Below are 3,506 nucleotides of genomic sequence, written 5' to 3' on the forward strand. Positions count from 1 at the left end.
TAAGATTAAATCTCAACTATTACAAAAATACTATTTGGTCTAAGAAAATACTGCTCGCTCGACTGCATCTGTACTATGTTGTACTAAATCCTTAGCGATTTCTTTAGTAACCATCTTTTTTAGACCGTTTTTAAGTTCTTGTCTAACACATCCAAGCATCTGCGGTTCTGCTACAATAATCAATTCCTTATATTTAGCTTGATCAGCAGTAGTTACTTTCTCTAAATGTTTAATAACGCTCCTTGCTGCTTCTTTATGTTCTATATCTTTTAGCGAAGTATGTGGCTCAAAAAGTGATCCTGGGGTCGATTTATTCTGGTAAAGGCTTTGTCTTTTTTCTCTATGGTGATGATGTTCCTCTAAATCTAAAGATAATTTTAAAGGTTTATTAGTAGTAATTTTAATCCCCAATGCGTCGTAAAGCATCATTTGCTTACTATCGATAACTGCAATTAATTTTAACGGTGCTGTACTTACCATAAATACCCCCATAAGAACTAGGTTGTAATTTTATGATAATACTAATTATTTTTAAAACCTAATATTAATTTAATAATTTTTGCTTTTCACTGTTAATAATTTGCTCAACCTTGTCATTAAGTATACGTACGTCTGTTTGTTCTATTTCTTCTTTTTCTATTACACCTATAATCTTTACCTGTATAGTACCAGGCTGCTTAAACCAAAAGCCTCTAGGCCAAAATAAACCGGCATTATGAGCCATCATTACAATTGGAACTTTAGTAATTGAAGCAAGCTTTACGGCGCTTGGCTTAAATTTCACTGTTCTATCAGGTGGGACTTTGGTTGATTCCGGAAATATTATTAACCATAGCCCTTCTTTTATTTTTTTCTGACCTTCTCTTAAAATCTGAGCAACCGAGCTATTAGTACCACGGTCAACCGCAATAGGTTTAACCATCCGAAGCCCCCAACCAAGCAAGGGTATATTAAATAATTCACGCTTTAATACCCAAGAATGTTTAGGAATAATCAGTTGCATAAACATTTGATCCCAAAAGGATTGATGATTAGACACAACTATTGAAGTAGTTTTCGGTAATTTCTCAAGCCCCTCTACTTCATATTTAAGACCGCAACAAATTTTTGCAAGCCACACAAAAGCATAAGAAAAGATAATGGCAATTCTGTATCTTATTTGATAGTTGACATTGAAAAATGTTACGGGTATGTAACATATAAGAAAAAAAATAAATGTAAATAACGATAATAATCCGTAAAATGATAAAATTCTTAAACGCCAAAGCATAATTTAACAAAAAATTAATATAATTTAGTATACGAAGATCAACTTGAAAAAGAGCAAGGCGTTTTGAGATTTTTAACCACATCGTAGTTAAAGCTACGTGAGGATTAAAAATGAAAAACTTTGTTGCCAATTTTTCAAGTTGATCGAGTATATATAACATAATTTTACAACGAGTAAAATAAATAAGGTATTATAATGCAAAAAACTGTTCTTTCCGGTGTGCAAGCAACCGGTTCTTTACATCTCGGTAACTATTTAGGTTCAATTAGAAACTGGGTTAAAATGCAGGAAGAATATAATTGTTTTTTCTTCTTAGCGGATTTGCATGCTATCACGGTTGATATTAAGCCCTCAGAACTTAATAATTCAATTATGGGGGTTCTTGCCGTTTATTTAGCGGCAGGGCTTAACCCCGACAAAGTAACGATTTTTGCCCAGAGTATGGTAAAAGAGCATGCAGAACTTGCTTGGCTACTAAATTGTGTTACACCGCTCGGATGGTTAAAGCGAATGACCCAATTTAAAGATAAAGCCGGAAGTGATCAAGAGAAAGCTTGCCTTGGGTTATTTTCCTATCCGGTTCTTATGGCAGCTGATATACTTATATATAAAGCTGATATAGTGCCTGTCGGTGAAGACCAAAAACAGCATCTAGAACTAACAAGAGATATTGCAGGGGTGATAAATAGGAGATTTGATAAAGAAATTCTAAAAGTTCCTGAGGTTTTAATTAGTGAAACAGGTATAAGAATCATGAGCTTACGGGATGGATTAAAGAAAATGAGCAAATCTGATATTTCGGATTTTGCCCGTATCAATTTAAAAGACGATAACGATCTTATTCATCAAAAAATAAAAAAAGCCAAAACCGATCATTTAAGCTTTGTTAGCTATGATAAAGAAACAAGACCGGAAATTAGTAATTTATTAGATATTTATAGAAGTTTATCCGAGGAAAGTTTAGAAAACATAATCAATAATTATCAGAACCAAGGTTTTTCAAAATTTAAAGAGGATTTAGCAGAAATTATTATTACAAATCTACAACCGATACGTGATAAATATTTAGAATTAATGAATGATAAAGAATATTTATTAAAAATACTACGCATTGGGGCAGAAAAAGCAAGAATTAGAGCCTCTGAAACGGTTAACGAAGTGAAAGAACAATTCGGATTTGTAATTTAATTTGCTTTAAGTATTTATTTTTGGTATATAGGAAAACATATGATTTTAACCTTTAGGTAAGTACGAAAACAATCACATATGAAGAATTTGAACGTGTTGAATTACGTTCCGGTATATTGTCAAAGTAGAAGTGTTGCCAAGAGCTAAAAAACCGGCTTTTAAAGTTTGGGTTGATTTTGGCATTGAAATTGGAGTTTTGCAGACTTCTGCACAAATAACAAAACATTATACTATTGAAAAATTAGTAGGCAAGTCTATTGTCGGCTGTATAAATTTAGGAGAAAAAAATATATCCGGTGTCTTGTCTCAATTCTTGTTAGTTGGCTTTTCCGATATTAATAATGATATATGTTTAGTTACAGTTGACCCTAAGGTACCCAATGGTCAAAAATTATGTTAATAAACTATTTAAACATTATAATATTAATTTTTACGATTTCCCTTGAAATATATAAGATTATTTGGTATGAATCTTCTTGGATAGGTGGCCGAGTGGTTTAAGGCACTAGTCTTGAAAACTGGCGTACGGGCAACCGTACCGTGGGTTCGAATCCCACCCTATCCGCCAGCTCAGTCTAGGGTATTATGCCCGTTTATTTCCTTTATAGTGTTTAGTATATTTATCTAGTAAAATCCTAATCATTTTTTGATAAGGGACATGGGCAGTAGCTGCCTGATCTTTAAAAAATGCCACGCTTTCTTTACTTATATTTCTTGCAGCAAAAAATAGCAAAAATTAAATCTTTTTAGAGATGTTCACAAAACCTAAGACAATATAAGGAATTTATATGAAAGAGGAGGGAATGAAAACTAATTATTTATTCGTAAGAAATTATAGGTTAAATAAATTAAAAGAACATAGTGTTTGTAAACTTAATTGGCTTTTTCTTCCCGGCGGTCCTGGCATGGGATCTAATTACTTGATTGATTTTGCATCAAAATTAGATTTACAAGGTTCATTATATGTAATAGTTGAGATTTAATCTTACATTTAGTAAAATTAAGATAATANNNAATGGAGGATTAGAGATGAATCTAAATCAAAAAA

At 32.2% G+C, this 3,506-nt stretch carries 5 protein-coding genes, 1 tRNA gene and 1 pseudogene; 4 read left to right on the forward strand and 3 right to left on the reverse strand.

Features of this window, described 5'->3' with window-relative positions:
• Window positions 1-39: 39 nt before the first annotated feature.
• Both KYQ89_RS02285 and KYQ89_RS02290 read right to left on the reverse strand, forming a co-directional pair.
• On the reverse strand, window positions 40-480 hold the full coding sequence (locus tag KYQ89_RS02285) for a host attachment protein (protein ID WP_039595012.1): 441 nt from the start codon (window positions 478-480) through the stop codon (window positions 40-42).
• 64 nt (window positions 481-544) lie between these two features.
• A complete protein-coding gene (locus KYQ89_RS02290) occupies window positions 545-1,270 on the reverse strand; it encodes a lysophospholipid acyltransferase family protein (protein ID WP_218460236.1) in 726 nt (241 codons plus the stop codon).
• Between the two features lie 195 nt (window positions 1,271-1,465).
• Here KYQ89_RS02290 and trpS point away from each other — a divergent pair, with 195 nt between their 5' ends.
• From trpS to KYQ89_RS02305, 3 genes are all read left to right on the forward strand, one after another.
• The gene (trpS, locus tag KYQ89_RS02295; protein WP_218460237.1) at window positions 1,466-2,458 is read left to right on the forward strand and encodes a tryptophan--tRNA ligase; all 993 of its coding nucleotides are present in this window, start codon (window positions 1,466-1,468) and stop codon (window positions 2,456-2,458) included.
• Window positions 2,459-2,591: 133 nt separating this feature from the next.
• The gene (locus KYQ89_RS02300) at window positions 2,592-2,858 is read left to right on the forward strand and encodes a tRNA-binding protein (protein ID WP_256621201.1); all 267 of its coding nucleotides are present in this window, start codon (window positions 2,592-2,594) and stop codon (window positions 2,856-2,858) included.
• A gap of 78 nt (window positions 2,859-2,936) precedes the next feature.
• Window positions 2,937-3,026: transfer RNA gene (locus tag KYQ89_RS02305), tRNA-Ser, on the forward strand.
• Window positions 3,027-3,041: 15 nt separating this feature from the next.
• Here KYQ89_RS02305 and KYQ89_RS07665 read toward each other — a convergent pair.
• Window positions 3,042-3,170, reverse strand: a pseudogene (locus KYQ89_RS07665) (CopG family transcriptional regulator); the annotation flags it as partial.
• A 76-nt stretch (window positions 3,171-3,246) separates the two neighbouring features.
• Here KYQ89_RS07665 and KYQ89_RS02310 point away from each other — a divergent pair.
• Window positions 3,247-3,441: a hypothetical protein gene (locus KYQ89_RS02310; RefSeq protein ID WP_218460238.1), complete on the forward strand. Its 195-nt coding sequence runs from the start codon at window positions 3,247-3,249 to the stop codon at window positions 3,439-3,441.
• Window positions 3,442-3,506: the final 65 nt, after the last annotated feature.

The sequence above is a fragment of the Rickettsia sp. TH2014 genome (assembly GCF_019249195.1).
GTDB lineage: Bacteria > Pseudomonadota > Alphaproteobacteria > Rickettsiales > Rickettsiaceae > Rickettsia > Rickettsia felis.

Excerpts from the sequence above, each read along its gene's own strand:
- KYQ89_RS02285 (WP_039595012.1), bottom strand. The coding sequence starts at position 480 with ATGGTAAGTACAGCACCGTTAAAATTAATTGCAGTTATCGATAGTAAG.
- KYQ89_RS02290 (WP_218460236.1), bottom strand. The coding sequence starts at position 1,270 with ATGCTTTGGCGTTTAAGAATTTTATCATTTTACGGATTATTATCGTTA.
- trpS (WP_218460237.1), top strand. The coding sequence starts at position 1,466 with ATGCAAAAAACTGTTCTTTCCGGTGTGCAAGCAACCGGTTCTTTACAT.
- KYQ89_RS02310 (WP_218460238.1), top strand. The coding sequence starts at position 3,247 with ATGAAAGAGGAGGGAATGAAAACTAATTATTTATTCGTAAGAAATTAT.